The sequence below is a fragment of the Spirillospora sp. NPDC049652 genome (assembly GCF_040675125.1).
Taxonomy (GTDB): domain Bacteria; phylum Actinomycetota; class Actinomycetes; order Streptosporangiales; family Streptosporangiaceae; genus Spirillospora.
Genome location: NZ_JBFAOF010000081.1, coordinates 1 through 14,961, shown reverse-complemented (window position 1 = coordinate 14,961; position 14,961 = coordinate 1). Strand labels below are relative to the sequence as shown.

At 72.9% G+C, this 14,961-nt stretch carries 17 protein-coding genes; 6 read left to right on the top strand and 11 right to left on the bottom strand.

What is annotated here, in order from left to right; translation table 11 throughout:
- Window positions 1-49: 49 nt before the first annotated feature.
- The 6 genes from AB0J52_RS08620 to AB0J52_RS08595 are packed head-to-tail and all read right to left on the bottom strand — an operon-like array spanning window position 50 to window position 5,033.
- Complete coding sequence (locus AB0J52_RS08620) at window positions 50-496, bottom strand: urease accessory protein UreF (RefSeq protein WP_500180945.1); 447 nt, start codon at window positions 494-496, stop codon at window positions 50-52.
- Window positions 493-2,217, bottom strand: coding sequence for an urease subunit alpha (gene ureC, locus AB0J52_RS08615; RefSeq protein ID WP_500180944.1), 1,725 nt, complete (start codon window positions 2,215-2,217; stop codon window positions 493-495). Before ureC ends, AB0J52_RS08620 begins: the two co-directional genes overlap by 4 nt.
- A 5-nt stretch (window positions 2,218-2,222) precedes the next feature.
- Entirely contained in the window at window positions 2,223-2,849 is a 627-nt protein-coding gene (gene ureB / locus AB0J52_RS08610) for an urease subunit beta (RefSeq protein ID WP_500180943.1), read from the bottom strand.
- Window positions 2,842-3,726 (bottom strand): sirohydrochlorin chelatase, encoded by an 885-nt coding sequence (locus AB0J52_RS08605; protein ID WP_500180942.1) that lies wholly within the window; start codon window positions 3,724-3,726, stop codon window positions 2,842-2,844. Before AB0J52_RS08605 ends, ureB begins: the two co-directional genes overlap by 8 nt.
- Window positions 3,723-4,034: an urease subunit gamma gene (locus AB0J52_RS08600; RefSeq protein WP_500180941.1), complete on the bottom strand. Its 312-nt coding sequence runs from the start codon at window positions 4,032-4,034 to the stop codon at window positions 3,723-3,725. Before AB0J52_RS08600 ends, AB0J52_RS08605 begins: the two co-directional genes overlap by 4 nt.
- A 51-nt stretch (window positions 4,035-4,085) precedes the next feature.
- Window positions 4,086-5,033 carry an urea transporter gene (locus AB0J52_RS08595; protein ID WP_500180940.1) on the bottom strand — a complete coding sequence of 316 codons (948 nt, stop codon included), beginning with the start codon at window positions 5,031-5,033 and terminating at the stop codon, window positions 4,086-4,088.
- 339 nt (window positions 5,034-5,372) lie between these two features.
- On the opposite strand from AB0J52_RS08595, the gene AB0J52_RS08590 reads away from it, so the two are divergent.
- Together AB0J52_RS08590 and AB0J52_RS08585 are read left to right on the top strand one after the other, a co-directional pair.
- On the top strand, window positions 5,373-6,578 hold the full coding sequence (locus tag AB0J52_RS08590; RefSeq protein ID WP_500180939.1) for an ammonium transporter: 1,206 nt from the start codon (window positions 5,373-5,375) through the stop codon (window positions 6,576-6,578).
- 37 nt (window positions 6,579-6,615) lie between these two features.
- Window positions 6,616-7,302, top strand: coding sequence for a YoaK family protein (locus tag AB0J52_RS08585; protein WP_500180938.1), 687 nt, complete (start codon window positions 6,616-6,618; stop codon window positions 7,300-7,302).
- A gap of 33 nt (window positions 7,303-7,335) precedes the next feature.
- Here the strand turns inward: AB0J52_RS08585 and AB0J52_RS08580 are convergent, their stop codons facing one another.
- Window positions 7,336-8,061, bottom strand: a complete 726-nt coding sequence (locus AB0J52_RS08580; protein WP_500180937.1) for a hypothetical protein — start codon at window positions 8,059-8,061, stop codon at window positions 7,336-7,338.
- Between the two features lie 50 nt (window positions 8,062-8,111).
- Window positions 8,112-8,981 (bottom strand): MBL fold metallo-hydrolase, encoded by an 870-nt coding sequence (locus AB0J52_RS08575; RefSeq protein ID WP_500180936.1) that lies wholly within the window; start codon window positions 8,979-8,981, stop codon window positions 8,112-8,114.
- A gap of 371 nt (window positions 8,982-9,352) precedes the next feature.
- On the opposite strand from AB0J52_RS08575, the gene AB0J52_RS08570 reads away from it, so the two are divergent.
- Window positions 9,353-10,006 (top strand): hypothetical protein, encoded by a 654-nt coding sequence (locus tag AB0J52_RS08570; protein ID WP_500180935.1) that lies wholly within the window; start codon window positions 9,353-9,355, stop codon window positions 10,004-10,006.
- An 88-nt stretch (window positions 10,007-10,094) separates the two neighbouring features.
- Here the strand turns inward: AB0J52_RS08570 and AB0J52_RS08565 are convergent, their stop codons facing one another.
- On the bottom strand, window positions 10,095-10,409 hold the full coding sequence (locus AB0J52_RS08565; protein ID WP_500180934.1) for a chorismate mutase: 315 nt from the start codon (window positions 10,407-10,409) through the stop codon (window positions 10,095-10,097).
- A gap of 299 nt (window positions 10,410-10,708) precedes the next feature.
- On the opposite strand from AB0J52_RS08565, the gene AB0J52_RS08560 reads away from it, so the two are divergent.
- Both AB0J52_RS08560 and AB0J52_RS08555 read left to right on the top strand, forming a co-directional pair.
- The gene (locus AB0J52_RS08560) at window positions 10,709-11,371 is read left to right on the top strand and encodes a HemK2/MTQ2 family protein methyltransferase (RefSeq protein WP_500180946.1); all 663 of its coding nucleotides are present in this window, start codon (window positions 10,709-10,711) and stop codon (window positions 11,369-11,371) included.
- A 25-nt stretch (window positions 11,372-11,396) separates the two neighbouring features.
- On the top strand, window positions 11,397-11,591 hold the full coding sequence (locus AB0J52_RS08555; RefSeq protein WP_500180933.1) for a CDGSH iron-sulfur domain-containing protein: 195 nt from the start codon (window positions 11,397-11,399) through the stop codon (window positions 11,589-11,591).
- A 40-nt stretch (window positions 11,592-11,631) separates the two neighbouring features.
- On the opposite strand, the gene AB0J52_RS08550 is transcribed toward AB0J52_RS08555, so the two are convergent.
- Window positions 11,632-12,243 carry a TetR/AcrR family transcriptional regulator gene (locus AB0J52_RS08550; protein WP_500180932.1) on the bottom strand — a complete coding sequence of 204 codons (612 nt, stop codon included), beginning with the start codon at window positions 12,241-12,243 and terminating at the stop codon, window positions 11,632-11,634.
- 120 nt (window positions 12,244-12,363) lie between these two features.
- On the opposite strand from AB0J52_RS08550, the gene AB0J52_RS08545 reads away from it, so the two are divergent.
- Window positions 12,364-13,875 (top strand): carotenoid oxygenase family protein, encoded by a 1,512-nt coding sequence (locus tag AB0J52_RS08545; RefSeq protein ID WP_500180931.1) that lies wholly within the window; start codon window positions 12,364-12,366, stop codon window positions 13,873-13,875.
- A gap of 27 nt (window positions 13,876-13,902) precedes the next feature.
- Here the strand turns inward: AB0J52_RS08545 and AB0J52_RS08540 are convergent, their stop codons facing one another.
- Complete coding sequence (locus tag AB0J52_RS08540; protein ID WP_500180930.1) at window positions 13,903-14,754, bottom strand: iron-containing redox enzyme family protein; 852 nt, start codon at window positions 14,752-14,754, stop codon at window positions 13,903-13,905.
- Window positions 14,755-14,961: the final 207 nt, after the last annotated feature.

Below are 14,961 nucleotides of genomic sequence, written 5' to 3'. Positions count from 1 at the left end.
GCCTGGTTCCGCACCGGAGACCTGGGCGAGCTCGACGACGACGGCTACCTCACGACGCTCCGACCACGACCGCGTGGTTGCCGGGCGTCACGCCGCCGGCGACCAGGCGGCCGAGCCGCGCGGCCGGTCCCGAGGCGAACGCCGGACCGGCGAGGCCGAGGACCTGCCGGCCCGTCCGCACCGAGGCGGTGCGCTGCTCCCGGCTGAGCTTGATCGCGTGCAGTCTGCGGTCGGTTTCCACGACCTCGTCCCAGTCGCCCGAGGCGACCGCGCGGTGCGTCAGCGCGAGAGCCGCCGCGTCGGCCGTCCCGGCGGCCCGGACCAGCTCGGACACCAGGCCGTGGAGCCCGTCCGGCTCGACGATCCGCGCCTGGAGATAGCCCTCCACGCCGTGCGAGAGCGTGTAGAGGCCGCTGGGGAAGCCGGAGTCGGTGAGCTGGAGCTGCGCCAGCAGCGCGTGCAGCCCACCGCCCGTCTCCGGGGCCCGGCGGCTCATGCGATGTAGTAGAGCCGGTTCAGCGGCAGCCACGACGCCGGTTCGATGGTGGCCGGCTCGCCGTCCACGGTGACCTTGTACGTCTCGGGGTCCACCTCGACCTGGGCCAGCGACGAGTTGAACATCATGTGCCGCTTGTCGACCGTCCGGCACTGCCGGACGGGCCGGACCAGCCGCTCCAGGCCCAGCCGCTCGGGGACGCCCTCGGCGATCGCGGCGCTCGACATGAACGTCACGCACGTCTCGCGCAGCGCCTTGCCCATCGCCCCGTACATGGGCCGCAGGTACACCGGCTGCGGGGTGGGCAGCGAGGCGTTCGGGTCGCCCATCTGCGCCCAGCTGATCAGCCCGCCCTTGACGACCATGAACGGCTTGGCCCCGAAGGAGTGCACGGGCCACAGCACGATGTCGGCGAGCTTGCCGTCCTCCAGCGAGCCGATCGTGTCGGCCAGCCCGCTGGCCCGGGCCGGGTTGATGGTGAGCTTGGACAGGTAGCGCAGCACGCGGTGGTTGTCGTTGCGCGCCGAGTCCTCCGGCAGCGGGCCCCGCTTGTCCTTGCAGTGGTGCGCGACCTGGAAGGTGCGCGTGAACGACTCGCCCACCCGCCCCATCGCCTGCGAGTCCGAGCCGACGATGCTGATGACGCCCAGGTCGTGCAGGACGGTCTCGGCGGCGATCGTCTCGGCCCGCACGCGGCTCTCGGCGAACGCCAGGTCCTCGGGGACGTCGTAGCTGAGGTGGTGGCAGACCATCGTCATGTCCAGCAGCTCGTCCACCGAGTCCGCCGTGTACGGCAGCGTCGGGTTGGTCGAGGCGGGCAGCACGTTCGGCTCCGAGGTGATCTTCAGGATGTCGGGCGCGTGGCCGCCGCCGGCGCCCTCGGAGTGGTAGGTGTGGATCGTCCGGCCGTTGATCGCGCTGATCGTGTCCTCGACGAACCCCGCCTCGTTCAGCGTGTCGGTGTGGATGGTGATCTGCACGTCGTGGTCGTCGGCGACGCGCAGGGCGCAGTCGATGACCGACGGCGTCGAGCCCCAGTCCTCGTGCACCTTCAGGCCCGCCGCGCCCGCGCGCAGCTGCTCGTCCAGGGCGCCGGGCAGGCTGTTGTTGCCCTTGCCGTAGACCGCGATGTTGATCGGGATGTCCTCGTACGCCTGGAGGATGCGGGAGATGTTCCACGGCCCGGGCGTGCAGGTGGTGCCGCGGGTCCCGTCCGCGGGGCCGGTGCCGCCGCCGACCAGGGTCGTGATCCCGTTGCTCAGCGCGTGCTGCGCCTGCTGCGGCGCGACGAAGTGCACGTGGGTGTCGATCGCCCCGGCGGTCGCGACCAGGTTCTCCCCGGAGATCACCTCGGTGCCGACGCCGACGATCAGCCGCCGGTCCACCCCGTTCTGGGTGTGCGGGTTGCCGGACTTGCCCACCCCGGCGATCCGGCCGTCCTTGATGCCGATGTCAGCCTTGATCACGCCGAGCACCGGATCGATGACCACCACGTTGGTGATCACGGTGTCCAGGGCCGTGGTGGCGTTCAGCGAGGCGGGGTCGGCCGCCATGCCGTCCCGGGCGGTCTTGCCGCCGCCGTACTGGGTCTCGTCCCCGTAGTGGCCCTCGGTGAAGTCGTACTCGATCTCCACCACCAGGTTGGTGTCCCCGAGGTGGAGGCGGTCGCCCACGGTGGGGCCGTACATGCTCGCGTACTGCTCGCGGGAGATCCTCGTCATCGCCGTCAGCCCTTCCGCGCCCGGGCCCCGGCGGCCTTGGCGCCCCTGGCAGTCTTCGCGCCCTGGGCCGTCTTCGCGCCCTTGGCGGCGCCGGCGCTCTTCGCGCTCTTGGCGGGCGCCCGCTTCCCGGCCGCCGCCTTCTTCGCCGTCGCCTTCCTGGCCGTCGCCTTCTTGGCGGCCGTCTTCTTCGCGGCGGACTTCTCGGTCCGGGGCGTCGCCTTCGCCGCGCCCGCCGCCGCGCCGCCTCCGGCGGGCGCGGTCACCGGCTCGTCGGTGTAGCCGCGGTCCCGCATCCTGGCGATCGCGTCGCGCCGGGCCTCCTTGGAACGGATGCTCCCGTCGAGCAGGCCGGCGAAGCCGACCAGGCGCATGCCCCCGCCGTACTCGACGAGCGCGACCTCCTTGGTGTCGCCCGCCTCGAACCGGACCGCGGTGCCCGCGGGGATGTCCAGGCGCATCCCGAACGCCTTCTCGCGGTCGAACTTCATGGCCCGGTTGACCTCGAAGAAGTGGAAGTGCGAGCCGATCTGGACGGCCCGGTCACCGGTGTTCTGGACGGTCAGCGTCGTCCGGCGCTGGCCTTCGTTCAGCTCGATGGATCCCTCGCCGAACATGTAGACGTCGTCAGCCATGGGTGAGCGTCCCTTCAGGCGTTTCCGTAGTGGGGTCGGGCAGTGCGCGGAGTCTCCGCTCTCCGGTGCGGCCAGGCTCCTGACGTCGGCCGTGACCGTGTTCGTGGCCGTGTTCGTGGGTGTGCGCGTGCGTGTGGTGCGGCCTCACGCGCAGGCCGTCGTCGCCGTCCCGCTCCCAGCGCCGTTCGGCCGCGACGGCGCGTTCCGCGATCAGCGTGGCCAGCGCGGCGGTTCCCAGCAGCGGCCCCGCAGGGCGGCTCCCCGCCGGGCAGGGCGGGGGAGGAGCCAGCGACGCGGGCACCACCACGACCTCGCCTGCCCCCAGCCGCAGGCAGCGCTCGACCCCGTCGGCCAGGCCCGGCTCGTCGTCCGTGACGGCGACCTCCACCCACCGGACGGCCAGGTACTGCCAGACCAGGCGGGCGACCTTGAACAGCTCGGCGTCGGCTTCGGGATCGGCGGGCGGCGCGACCAGCAGGACGGCGCCGGTGAAGTCACCCTCGCGCAGCACCTCGGTGACCTTCGAGCGGATCCAGCCGACCAGGTGCGTCACCGTGCCGAGCGGCTCGGCCAGCAGGAACGAGCCCGGCGGCCGGTCGCGGGCGGCCCAGGCGAGCGCCTGCGCCGCCGCCGGCGCCAGGCCCGGGTCGCGGCCGAGCGTCACCGGCACCGCGACGGCGTACGGACGTGCCTGGAGAGCGGTCCCGAGCCGGTGGCCGAGCGCGTGGAAGCCGTCCACTCCGGGCGGCAGATCCCGAGGCGGGCCGGGCAGCCCGCCCGGGCCGGACGGGGCCGGGGCCTCGTGGCCCGCGACCGCGATGACGTCGCGGCGGCGGGCCGGGGCGGCCGGACGGTCCGGGCGGACGGTCCGGGTCACCTGCCGCCGCCGATGGGGTCATGGCACGACACCAGCTTGGTGCCGTCGTCGAAGGACGCCTCGACCTGCAGCAGCTTCAGCATCCCGCGCACGCCGGGCAGCACGTCGTCCGGTCCGACGATGTGCTTGCCCAGCTCCATGCAGTCGGCCACCGACCTGCCGTCCCGCGCGGCCTCGACGATCGCGGAACTGATGAGGGCGACCGTCTCGCCGTAGTTCAGTTTCAGGCCGCGCTGCCTGCGCCTCTCCGCCATCTCCGCGACGACGAAGATCATCAGCTTGTCGACCTCGCGTGGTGCCAGGTTCATGAGTGGTCCTCTCTGCCCGGTGCCGCCCGGACGCGCTCGGCCCCGCGGCCGTCAGGCGGGCCGCCGGAGCTTGGGGAACAGTGGGACCGCGGCCAGGAACACCCAGGTGACCAGCACGAACGGCCAGGTCAGCGTGTGTCCGCCGACGACGGTGAACAGGTTGCCGATGCCCGCGGTCAGCGCGGCGGCGGTCGCCGCCCCGACCGCCGCGAAGACGAGGCCGGTCCGGTTCGGCGTGAGGAACGTCCCCGCGAGCGCGATCCCGGTCAGGACGGCGTTGTAGCCGTACAGCCCGGCGCCGATGTCGGCCGCCGCCACGCCGAGTCCCCAGGCGACCAGCAGCCCGATGAGGCTCGACACGGCCGCCGCCGCGGCCACGGCCAGGCTCGACACGGCCAGGCCGACCAGGAAGACCAGGCCGACGTACCACTTGTTCTGGAAGAACACCTGGCCGACCCCGTTGAGGAGGCCGTGCCAGACGTCGGTCCAGCTCATCGCGGTGCCGGGGCGGGACGCCGACGGCGCGGGCGTGACGGGGTGCCCGGCCCACACCCGGCCGTAGGCCGGCGCGCCGAGCACCATGACGGTGGTGACCATGCAGAACGGCGCGGTGAAGGCGGGCAGGCCGTACGGCTTGAGCACGACGGTGGTCGCGGAGGTGAGGACGCTGGTGGCCACGCCCGCGCCGACGACCACCACCGCGGTCATCCATCCGGCCCCCAGGTAGAGCACCAGGGCGACGCCGACGAGGGTGCCGCAGAACCCCTCCAGGCCGAGGACGATCCCGTGCCGGTCGGCGCCGAGCAGGTACGCGGTGAGGGTGGCGGTGACCGTGCCGAGCAGCCCGAAGACCCCGAACCGCCAGCCGCCGGCGAACAGGGCGACGAGGAAGATGAGCCCCGTCCAGTGGTTCGGCTGGAAGTCGACCTGGGCGACGCCGCGCAGGACCGTCCGGACGACCCGCGCGCCGGCGGAGACGGGACCGCGTTCGGGCCCCACGCCTTCCTCCCGCGCCGACGACGACGCCATCGACCCCCCTCGCCCGGATCAGGCGGGCGGACGAGCCGAGCCCACCGCCGCAACGAAAGGCGGCGGTCCCCGCCGCCGCGGAATGAGGCGTCCCCGGGGCCGAGATCGGAAAAACGCAAGGTTCGACAACAAATGGCCACCCCTCGCCAAGGGTGGGCCAAGCATTCTCAAGTCGAGTTTGCCGGGCCGCGCCCTCGGTGATTCAACCTGGCAGGGTCCCCACGCGTCCGAGGGCGCGGTGAAACGACGGGGCACGCGGAAAACGACGGGGTCTGAAGTGATGGGGCTCGGAAGCGATGGGGTTCGGGAATGCCACTAGGTTCGAACACCGGTGATTCGGCCTGGCTGATGGTGAGCGCCGCGATGGTGCTCCTCATGACCCCGGGCCTCGCCTTCTTCTACGGCGGAATGGTCCGTTCGAAGAACCTGCTGACGATGCTCTACATGAGCTACATCTGCATCAGCCTGGTGACGGTCCTGTGGTTCCTCTACGGGTACGGGCTGGCCTTCGGGCCCGACCACGCCGGCCTGTTCGGCTGGGGCAACTGGGCGATCCGGGACATCGCGCCGATCACCCTGCACGGCCGGATCCCGGCGCTCATCTACGTGTGCTTCCAGGCGACGTTCGCCATCATCACCGTCGCCCTGATCAGCGGGTCCATCGCGGGACGGGCCCGGTTCGGGCCCTGGATCCTGTTCGTGGTCGTCTGGGTCACCCTGGTCTACATTCCGATCGCGCACTGGGTCTTCAGCGGTTCGGGCTGGCTCGCCAAGTGGGGCGTCATGGACTTCGCCGGCGGCCTGGTCGTCGAGCTCAACTCGGGCATCTCGGGGCTCGCGATGGCGCTCGTCCTGGGCAGGGGCGTCGCCTTCCGCCGAGGCGACGGGCCGCGTCCCGCGAACGTCCCGTACGTGATGCTCGGGCTCGGCCTGCTGTGGTTCGGCTGGTTCGGTTTCAACGCGGGATCGGCGCTGAACGACGGCGCGCTGGCCGTCCGCGCCTTCACGAGCACGATGGTCGCCGGCTGCGCCGGAATGCTCACCTGGCGGCTCGCCGAATGGTTCCGGACCCGCCACCTGACGAGGATGGGATCGGCCAGCGGCGCCCTGGCGGGACTGGTCGCGATCACCCCGTCCTGCGCGTTCGTCAGCATCGTCGGCGCCTTCGTCATCGGGATCGTCGCGGCACTCGTGTGCACCTACGCGGTGGAGTTGAAACTCGTCGCCGGATACGACGACACGCTCGACGTCACCGGCATCCACGGCGCCGGGGGAATCGTCGGGGTGCTCGGCCTGGGATTCCTCGCCACCGGCTGGAGATACGGGTCGGCGGGCCTGTTCTACGGCGGCGGAGTGTCGCTGCTGGGAAAACAGCTCGTCGCGGTCATCGTCGTCGGGGTCTATGCCTTCGTCGTCACCTTTGCCATCGGCAAGGTCGTCGACCGCCTCTTCCGGATGCGCATGACCGACAAGGAACAGGCGGCGGGAAGCGACACGGAGTTCTATCCGGGGTGAGCGGCGCCGGCCGATCGGCCGCCTTTTCGGGCAGCCGGTGAAAGGCGAAGCGGAGGAGGGCGAAAGCGGGCCGCTTCCTCTCCTCCTCATCGGGCTCACCCTGGTGACCGGACTGGTGGACTCGGTCTGCTATCTGGCACTCGGAAATGTGTTCGTGGCGAACATGACGGGCAACGTCATCTTCCTCGGCCTCGGCCTGGCGGGCTCGACGGCGGTCTCGGCCCCCCGGTCCCTCCTCGCGATCGCCTCGTTCGGCGTGGGGGCGGTGGCAGGGGGACGGCTCGGGCACGGCCGCTCGCCGCATCGCGGGCTGGTGCTGGCGGCGGCCACCGTGTGCGAGGCCGCCCTGACGGTCACCGTGGCGGTCCTCATGACCGTCCACCCGGTGCCGGGCGTGCGGCTGCGGCTCGTGCTGATCGCGCTCCTCGGGCTGGGCATGGGGGCGCAGAACGCGGTCGTGCTCCGGGTGAACGCGATCGACCTGAAGACGACCGTGGTGACCAGCACGCTGACGTCCCTGTTCGCGCAGGTCCTGAACCCGCGCCGGCGCGGCCGGCGCACCGCGTCGGTGCTGGTCCTCCTGCTGGGCGCGCTGTCGGGCGGGTTGCTGCTCCGGAATGTGTCACCGGCCACCCCGCTCTGGACGGCCTCCGCCCTGATGCTCCTGTGCGCGGTCTACAGCTACGCAGCCACCCGCCTGCCGGACGCCGACCGCTGGGCCTGAGCCCGGGGCGGTCGGTGCGGCGGGCGCCTGGAGTCAGGGACGGGCGGGCGTCGAAGGAGCGCGGAGCTTCCTGCCGGACGCGTGGCGGGAGGCGGCGTAGGCGAGACGGCGGAACGTCTGGAAAGGACCCGTAGGGCGCAGGTCCGGGACGTTGTGGAGTTCCGGGTCGAACGCCTCGGTCTCGGGAAGATGGTCGAGCAGCGGGCGGCGGACCTCCAACGTGCCGCAGACCTCCCAGCGCCCCGCGAGAGGCGCCACGGCCAGCCGGAAGGCCAGCGGGGACGCGGCGACCACCGCGTCCAGCGAGTCGCGGTCGACGGGCGCGACGCGCCGGGTCGCGGGCAACAGGGCCAGGACGCGTGTCCGCCCGCGGACGCTGTAGGGCATGAGCGTTGTGAAGGCGCCCTGCGTGTACGAGACGCGGGGGAGAAGGACATGCCGAAGCGCCGGTGGCGAGCCCGTTGACGCGAAGAGCAGGTCGACCGGGCCGTCCTCCGCGGGAAGGCGCAGCGCGATGCCCAGGATGTCGGGGATGCGTCCCGGCGTGGACATGGCCTTCGAGATGCGCACCAGGCACTCGTGCTCCCCGGGCTGCCCCAGGACCGGCGTCCGGGGTGGGACGACGCCGGGGTCCGCGTCGGTGATGCGCAACCGTCCCTCGTAAGTGTGCCCGTGCGGATGGAGGGCCCGCGCGCCGCGTACTCGCGCGGCGACGCCGAACGGTGCGGCCGCCGCCTTGGCGACCGCGGTTGCGATCACCGCGCCCTTCCCGCGTGCCGCGCCGTCCGCCGAGGCGCTTCCAGGTGCGGTCACCGCTTCGCCAGGACCGGACGCAGCGGGAGGCTGCGCCCCCGGTCGACCACCCGCAGCCTGCTGGCCAGGCCGCGCTTCGCGGCCTCGGCCTGGAAGTCCGTGAGGGGCGACTTCATGACCGTGTAGTCGTCGCAGTGGACGGGCACCACCGCCGAGCACCCCACCGTCTCGACCCAGTCGGCGCCCTGACGGCCGTCCATCGTGACGGTGACCAGGTTGAGCAGCCGGGTCCCGCCCAGATGGACGACGCCGAGGTCGATGTCGGGCCAGCGGTGCGCGATCTCGGCGAGCCGGTCGTCCATGAGCGTGTCGCCGCTGATCAGCAGCCGCAGGTCGGGCGGCCCGGAGAGCGGGCCGAACTCCAGCAGCGTCCCCATCACCGGCGGCAGCAGCCGGGCCAGCGGGCCGGGCCCGTGCCGTCCCGGCAGGGCGGTGACGGTCACCTTCCGGTTCCCGTTGACGAGGTCCCGGCTCTCCCACGTCGCCATCCCGTCCGCCCGGCCGAACCCGCGCTCCCGGAGGGTCCCGGCGGCGGCCGGTGTCGTCAGGACGGGCAGCTCCCGGTCCAGGCCGCGTTCGGCGACCCGGTCCCAGTGGTCGTCGTGCAGATGGGACAGCACGATCCCGTCCAGCCGCGGCAGGTCGCGCACTTCCATCGCCGGATCCTTCAAGCGCCGGGTGCGCAGGCCGTACCCCAGGTAGGCGTACTGCCCGCGCCGCAGGAAGTTCGGATCCGTCAGCAGGGTGAAGCCGGCGTACCTGATGATGGTGGTCGCGTTGCCGACGAAGGTCAGGGAGTCGTCCGCCGCCGGCGGCCCCGAGCCGCGCGCGGCGGGGCCGCCGGTCGTCGAGCCGTCGTCGATCATGGAGGCCGTCCTCGTCTCGTCCGGTGTCGTGCGCAGGTGCCGACGCCCCTGGCGGGGGCCACGGCCGGTCGGTCGCGTCGTCGTCCGGCCGCGGGTGGTGAACGGCCCCTACCCCCGGCTCACCCGTCCATTCGCGGGTTTTCCAGGCCGAAACCGCCTTTGGACCTGCTGATGACGACCTGTTCGGCTTCCGCCCGGCATCCGCCTTCGGCCCGGCCGAGACGGGCGTGTGAGGCGTCTCGGGCACCGGCGTGTGGGCCGACGCCTACTCGCGAAGGGGGATACAGGCCCCCATGGTCCGGGCGCCCAAGCCCACTGCCCGGGGCTCCTGAAAGGCGAAGACTTCAAGGCGTTCCACCACACACACGCTGATGGGAAACGCGATGAACACCTCCCTCGCCCGCCGCCTCACCGGAGCCGCCGGACTCGCCGCCGCGGCGGCGCTCCTCCTGGAAGTCCCGCTCTACTTCGTCTACTCCGGCGCGCCGCCCGCCTCGAACGTCCTGAGCCGGCTGCTCATCGGCGTCCTCGGGCTGGGCTTCGTCCTGGCGTTCGCGATGTCGTTCCGGGAACTCGTCCTCCAGGCGGCACCGGAGAACGCCTGGATCGGCCGCTTCGCCGGGAGCGCCGGCCTGGCCTACGGCGTCGTCACCCTGGTCTCGTCCGGTCTGGAGGCGGGCGCGGTGATCGCGTCCGACCACCCGATCGACCCGACCGTCACGGTCGACGGCACCTACATCCTCTACGGGACCATCGGCCGGATGCTCCTGGCGATGTTCCTGGGGTCGGTCGGCATCGCCATCCTCCGGACGGCGGTCCTGCCGCGCTGGGCGGGCCTGCTCACCTGCGCCCTGGCGCTGGTCAACCTGGCCTTCATGCCGTCGCTGTTCTTCGGCAACACGCCCGCGCACTTCTACGCCGCCAACGGCTGGGGCACCACCGCGCTGATGGGAGCCGTCTTCAGCTGGTGGCTGCTGGGCATGGCGATCGGCCTGCTGCGCCGTCCGAAGGCGACGACGGCCTGAACCCGCCTATGAGCCCTCGCAAAGCCCGCTGCGAGCCCGCCGCGAATCCGAGCGCCCCGTCCACCCGGCGGGGCGCTCCGCGCTTCCCTCAGCGGGCGGTGTCGGCGTCCGCCTCGGAGCCCCCGGCACGGTGCTCGGTCAGCTCCAGCTCGACGAAGGCGGAGACCATGGCGCGCCACACGGCCTCGGCCACGCTCGGCGACAGCCCGGCGTCCACCGCGCGCTCCCGCGCCGCCCGGACGACCTGCTCGACCCGGTCGGGCGCGCGGACGGCCCGCTCGTCGGCCTTGAACGCCGCCGCCCGCCGGACCAGAGCCTGCCGGCCGGCCAGCAGGCGGATCAGCTCGCCGTCGAGGGCATCGATGCGCGCCCGGACCTCGGCCAGGGAGGTGGGTTCGGACAAGGGGATCCTCCTGCTGCACTCGAAGGCCGGTGGCGGCCTCGCACGCACCGGCCGGGGAAGATCATTCCACCCCGCCGCAGCCCGGTCAGGCGGAGGGCGTGCGGCGCGTCCGATGGCGGACTCGACGGCGCCGCGGCGATCCGGGCCCGCGCGGCGAAGGGGCGATAAGCGCCGGGGCGCCGCGGCTGCGGCGTCGCGCGGTCCGGCTCAATTGCCGCGGTGACCAGGCGTTTCGAGGGCGCGGCCTGGGCGGGGCCGTATGTTTTGGGGTACATCGCAGGGGTACCCCGAGCGACGTGATGCTGCTGAGGTTGCCTGGCGTTTATCGCCCCCAGGGGGACACGATGCTCCTGGAGGAGTCCTTGCGCAGGGCCGCGGTGCCGCCCGGAGCGCGGGTCCTCGACGTGTGCACCGGGACCGGCGCGGTCGCCATGGCCGCGCTGCGCAACGGCGCGGGCCGGGTGACGGCGGTGGACGTGTCGCGCCGCGCCGTCCTCGCCACCCGGGCCAACGCCTGGCTGCGCGGGCTGCCCGTGCGGGTGCACCGCGGCGACCTGCTGGCCCCGGTGGCGGGGGAGCGGTTCGACGTGATCCTCGCCAACCCGCCGTACGTGCCCGCCCCCGGCCTGCCACGCGTCGCGCGGGGCAGCGCCCGCGCGTGGGACGCCGGTCCGGACGGCCGCGACCTGCTCGACCGCATCTGCGCCCACGCGCCCGGCCATCTGGCCCCCGGCGGCATGCTGATGATGGTCCACTCCGCGCTGTGCGGGGTGGAGCGCACGCTGGCGTCGCTGCGCGACAGCGGGCTGAAGGCCTCCGTCGTCGCCCGCCGCCGCGTCCCCTTCGGGCCGGTCATGCGCGGCCGCGCCGAGACCCTCCGCCGCCAGGGCCTGCTCACCGCGCACGCCGACGACGAGGAACTGGTGGTGATCCGTGCCGACCGCACCCGAACCACGGGCTGACCAACCACGGGCTGACCGCCGCCGGGTGATCGTCGACCCCGACGGCCCGATCCTGGTCGAGGGACCTGTGGAGGTCCAGCTTCCGGACGGCACGACCGCGACGTCCGACCGCTTCATGGTGGCTCTGTGCGTCTGCCGCCGCAGCCGCACCCAGCCCTTCTGCGACACCAGCCACCGCCGCCGTCGCCGCCCGCCCCGCGAGCGTCCGTCCACGACCTGACGCCCCGGGGCGAGCGTTTCCGGCGCTCGTGCGTCAGGAGTCAGCCTTCCGTGGGCGAGGGGTCCTCGGCCCGCGGGCGGAGGCCGTCGAACACCAGGTCCAGGATGTCGTCGACCTGCTCGGGCGCGGTCGGACGGGTCCCGAGCAGCAGGCGGTAGTAGAACGGGGCGTAGAGGAGCTCGACGACGTCGTCCAGCGCGGCGTCGGCCCGGATCTGCCCCTCCCGCTGCGCCCGTTCCAACCGATGCCGGCAGTCCTGGACGCGGGGGGTGACCAGCGTTTCCAGGATGGTCCGCGCCGCCGCCGGATCGGACTGCGCGGCGCCGATGACCTCCCGGTAGGGCGAGGACTCCGTCGTGCGGAAGTACTCCGCGACCCCGAGCATCTGGTGGCGCAGGTCGGCGCGGACGTCATCGGTGTCCGGGAACGCGGTGGCCGCCGCGCTCTGCCGGTGGATCGCCTCGACCAGCACGGCAGCCTTGGACGGCCACCACCGGTAGATCGTCTGCTTGCCCACCCCGGCTTCCTTGGCGATCGCGTCCATGCTCGTCCTGGCGAAGCCCTGCTCCAGGCACAGGCGCAGCGCGGCGTCGAGGATGGCCTTGTGGGAGCGCTCGCTCCGGTAGCGGGGACTCGCGGATTCGGTGCTCATGACCAGCGAGTTTATAGGAAACGAGACGACTCGTCTTGACCGGGGTCCGGCCCGGGCCTAGCCTCCTGGAAACGAGACGTCTTGTCTCGTCACCCTCGGAGGTGAATGATGTCCCAGCAGATGCCCCCACAGACGTCCCCACAGACGCCCCGCCAGGCGTCCCCCCGGCTGTCCCGGCGCCACGCCCTGGCCGCCGGGCTGGCCACCGGCACCGCGTTCGGAGCCGCCGCGCTCGGCGCGGGCCCGGCCATGGCGTCCACGCCCGCGCCCCGCGAGGGCGACGGCGGGAACCCCTTCCTCGAAGGCCCGTTCGCGCCGGTCCCGTTCGAGGTGACCGAGTTCGACCTGGCGGTCACCGGCACGGTCCCGAAGGACCTGACCGGCCGCCTGCTGCGCAACGGGCCCAACGTGCTCGGGCTGGAGGACCCGCTCGCCCACCACTGGCTGGCCGGCGACGGGATGGTCCACGGCGTCCGGCTCCGCGACGGCAGGGCCGAGTGGTACCGCAGCCGCTGGGTCCGCGCGAAGGGGACCGCCGAGAAACTCGGCGAGCCGGTGCGCGGCGTCCCCGCCGAGACCGACTTCCCCTCCAACATCAACGTGATCGGATTCCGCGGGAAGACCCTCGCCCTGCAGGAGGGCACCGCCCGTCCGCAGGAACTCACCGACGAGCTCTACACCATCGGGCCCTGCGACTTCGACGGCACCTGGGCCGGGACCATGTCGGCCCACACCAAGCTCGACCCGGCCACCGGCGAGCTGCACTCGGTGAGCTACGACGAGAGCACCGACTATGTCCAGTACGTCGTGATCAGCGCCGCCGGCAAGGTGAGGTCGACCCGGACGATCCCGATGGGCGGGACGCTCCTCATGCACGACTTCGCCCTCACCGAGACGTACGTCGTCCTCTACGACCAGCCGATCCTGTTCGACCTGGACGCCATGAAGCACGGGCAGAAGATCCCCTGGGTCTGGGACACCGGCCGCCCCAGCCGGGTCGGCTACTTCCCGCGCGCCGGGGGAGCGGTCACCTGGATCACCGTGCCGCCCTCCTACATCTCGCACACGCTCAACGCCTACGACGACGGCGACGGCATCGTGGTCGACTTCGTGGAGTTCCCCGCGCCGTTCAGCGCCGACCGGCTGTCGACCAGCGCGCCGCCCGCCCTGGTGCGCTGGACGATCGACCGGGCCCGCGGGAGCGTCCGCCGCACCCAGCTGGACGACCGGCCCCAGGAGTTCCCCCGGGTCCCGGACGCGCGGGTCAGCCGCAGGCACCGGTACGGCTACACCGCAGCCACCGCCGACTTCCTGAAGGCCTACGGGCACGGCTCGACCCCCGACTCGGCGTTCGGCAACGGCCTCGTCAAGCACGACCTGGCGACCGGCCGGTCGCAGTTCCACCGGTTCCCGCGGCACGCGAGCGCGAGCGAGCCGGTCTTCGTCCCGCGCGCCGGCGCCCGCTCCGAGGACGACGGCTACCTCCTGGCCTACGTCCACAACCCCGACCGGAACGCCTCGGACCTGGTGGTCCTGTCGGCGCAGGACTTCACCGGTAAGCCGATCGCCCGCGTCCACCTGCCGAACCGCATCCCGCTCGGGCTGCATGGAAGCTGGATCGCCGGCGCCTGAGGCCCGTCCTGCCGCCGCCGAGGGTCATCAGGAACTGGAGGCCGCGTCGGACGGCAGCGGCCCGCGCAGGGAGGTGCGGCCGGCCCGCCAGCTCGACAGCAGGTGGTCGCCCAGGCGTTCTTCCAGCAGGTTGGTGGCCCGGATGCCGAAGGCCACGTCGGCGGCGAGCTCGGGCTCGCGGTCCAGCAGGTCGCCGATCACCTCGCGGCGCAGGATCTGCTCGTGGACGGCGTCGGCCTCGATGTGCTCGGTGAAGAAGCGCGCGCAGCGCTCCGGCTCGCCGAGCCGCCGCATCGCCTGCGCTAGGCGTGCCGCGCTCGGCGCGGTGGTGATCTCGGCGGCGGCGAAGTGCCCGACCATCGCGCCGCGCCGCGCCCGGTGCACGCCGAACAGCGACATCATCGTGACCACGGCCAGCGCGGGGGCGGGGACGACGTCCAGGTAGCGCCCGTAGCCGGGGTCGAGGCCGAGGCCGTCCATCAGGTCCGCGAACAGCTGCGAGTGCATGGCGTCGGCGCGTCCGCCGCCGTACTCGTCGAACTCCACCGCGACCAGGGCGGCCTTGGCCCGGCCCCGCAGGCGGGGGATCAGGAGCGCGTGCGGGTCGGCCTCCTTGAGGTGGTAGACCGACCGGTGCGCGATGTACTCGCGCATCTGCCCACCCGTCCCCTCGTCGCGGAGGTGGTGGGAGACGCCCTCGCCGTCCACGGGCTCGATGAGCAGGGCGTCGAGCTCGGCGGCCACGGCGTCCATGGGCGAGGCGTCCGGGCCGCCCGTGTCGGCGCGCAGTGCGTCCAGGTAGGCGCGCTCCATCGCGGCGCGCAGACGCAGCAGTGCTGGGTCCCACTCCCAGGCGGGATCGACGCCGGCGAGGCCCACGTAGTGCAGTTCGTAGCAGAGGTAGAGCGCGAGCTGGAGGTCCTCGCCGTACGGATCGACCGATTCCCAGGGGGTGGCGGGGGGGGGCGCGGCCCCGGCCGGGGGGGCGCCCCCCCGGGGCGGGGGGGGGGGGCGCGCGCGCGCGCCCCCCCGCCGGCCGGGGGGGCGGGGGGACGCGGGGGAATACACAGAAAAAAACACCCATAT

Excerpts from the sequence above, each read along its gene's own strand:
- AB0J52_RS08620 (WP_500180945.1), bottom strand. The coding sequence starts at position 496 with ATGAGCCGCCGGGCCCCGGAGACGGGCGGTGGGCTGCACGCGCTGCTG.
- ureC (WP_500180944.1), bottom strand. The coding sequence starts at position 2,217 with ATGACGAGGATCTCCCGCGAGCAGTACGCGAGCATGTACGGCCCCACC.
- ureB (WP_500180943.1), bottom strand. The coding sequence starts at position 2,849 with ATGGCTGACGACGTCTACATGTTCGGCGAGGGATCCATCGAGCTGAAC.
- AB0J52_RS08600 (WP_500180941.1), bottom strand. The coding sequence starts at position 4,034 with ATGAACCTGGCACCACGCGAGGTCGACAAGCTGATGATCTTCGTCGTC.
- AB0J52_RS08590 (WP_500180939.1), top strand. The coding sequence starts at position 5,373 with ATGCCACTAGGTTCGAACACCGGTGATTCGGCCTGGCTGATGGTGAGC.
- AB0J52_RS08575 (WP_500180936.1), bottom strand. The coding sequence starts at position 8,981 with ATGATCGACGACGGCTCGACGACCGGCGGCCCCGCCGCGCGCGGCTCG.
- AB0J52_RS08570 (WP_500180935.1), top strand. The coding sequence starts at position 9,353 with ATGGGAAACGCGATGAACACCTCCCTCGCCCGCCGCCTCACCGGAGCC.
- AB0J52_RS08560 (WP_500180946.1), top strand. The coding sequence starts at position 10,709 with ATGCTGCTGAGGTTGCCTGGCGTTTATCGCCCCCAGGGGGACACGATG.
- AB0J52_RS08550 (WP_500180932.1), bottom strand. The coding sequence starts at position 12,243 with ATGAGCACCGAATCCGCGAGTCCCCGCTACCGGAGCGAGCGCTCCCAC.
- AB0J52_RS08545 (WP_500180931.1), top strand. The coding sequence starts at position 12,364 with ATGCCCCCACAGACGTCCCCACAGACGCCCCGCCAGGCGTCCCCCCGG.